The sequence below is a fragment of the Streptomyces sp. AC627_RSS907 genome, from assembly GCF_019049165.1.
The window spans coordinates 1-546 of record NZ_JAGMUE010000993.1 but is presented as its reverse complement, the minus strand read 5'-3'; the positions used below and the strand labels follow the sequence as shown (position 1 = coordinate 546).

Annotated in this window: 1 protein-coding gene; it reads right to left on the bottom strand. The window is 70.5% G+C overall.

Features of this window, described 5'->3' with window-relative positions; all coding sequences use genetic code 11:
* A partial coding sequence (locus tag KUM32_RS39845) for a polyketide synthase (RefSeq protein WP_217146606.1) occupies positions 1 to 546 on the bottom strand: 546 nt, incomplete at both ends.

The following is a 546-nucleotide window of genomic DNA, read 5'->3' as shown; positions in this document are numbered from 1 at the left end:
CCCGCCGCCGCCGACATGTGGCCGACGTTGGACTTCACCGAGCCGATGGCGCAGAAGTTCCGCTGGTCGGTCCAGGTCCGGAAGGCGGCGGCCAGTGCCTCCAGCTCGATCGGGTCGCCGAGCTTGGTGCCGGTGCCGTGCAGCTCCGCGTAGCTGATGGTCGCCGGGTTGATGCCGTGCCGCTCGTACGCCGCCTTGACCAGCTCGATCTGGCTGCCGAGGTTCGGCGCGGTGATGCCGTTGGTGCGGCCGTCCTGGTTGATGCCGCTCGCGGTGATCACGCCGTAGATCTGGTCGCCGTCACGCTCGGCGTCCGCCAGCCGCTTGAGGACCACGGCTCCGGCGCCCTCGCCCGGCACGAACCCGTCGGCGCCGTTGTCGAACGTCTTGCACCGGCCGTCCGGCGAGAGCATGCCGGCCGAGCACATGTGCATGTACGAGTCGGGGCTCAGGTACAGCGAGGCGCCACCGGCCAGGGCCATGTCGATCTCGCCGCGCTGGAGGGCCTGTACGCCGAGGTGCACGCTCACCAGCGAGGAGGAGCAG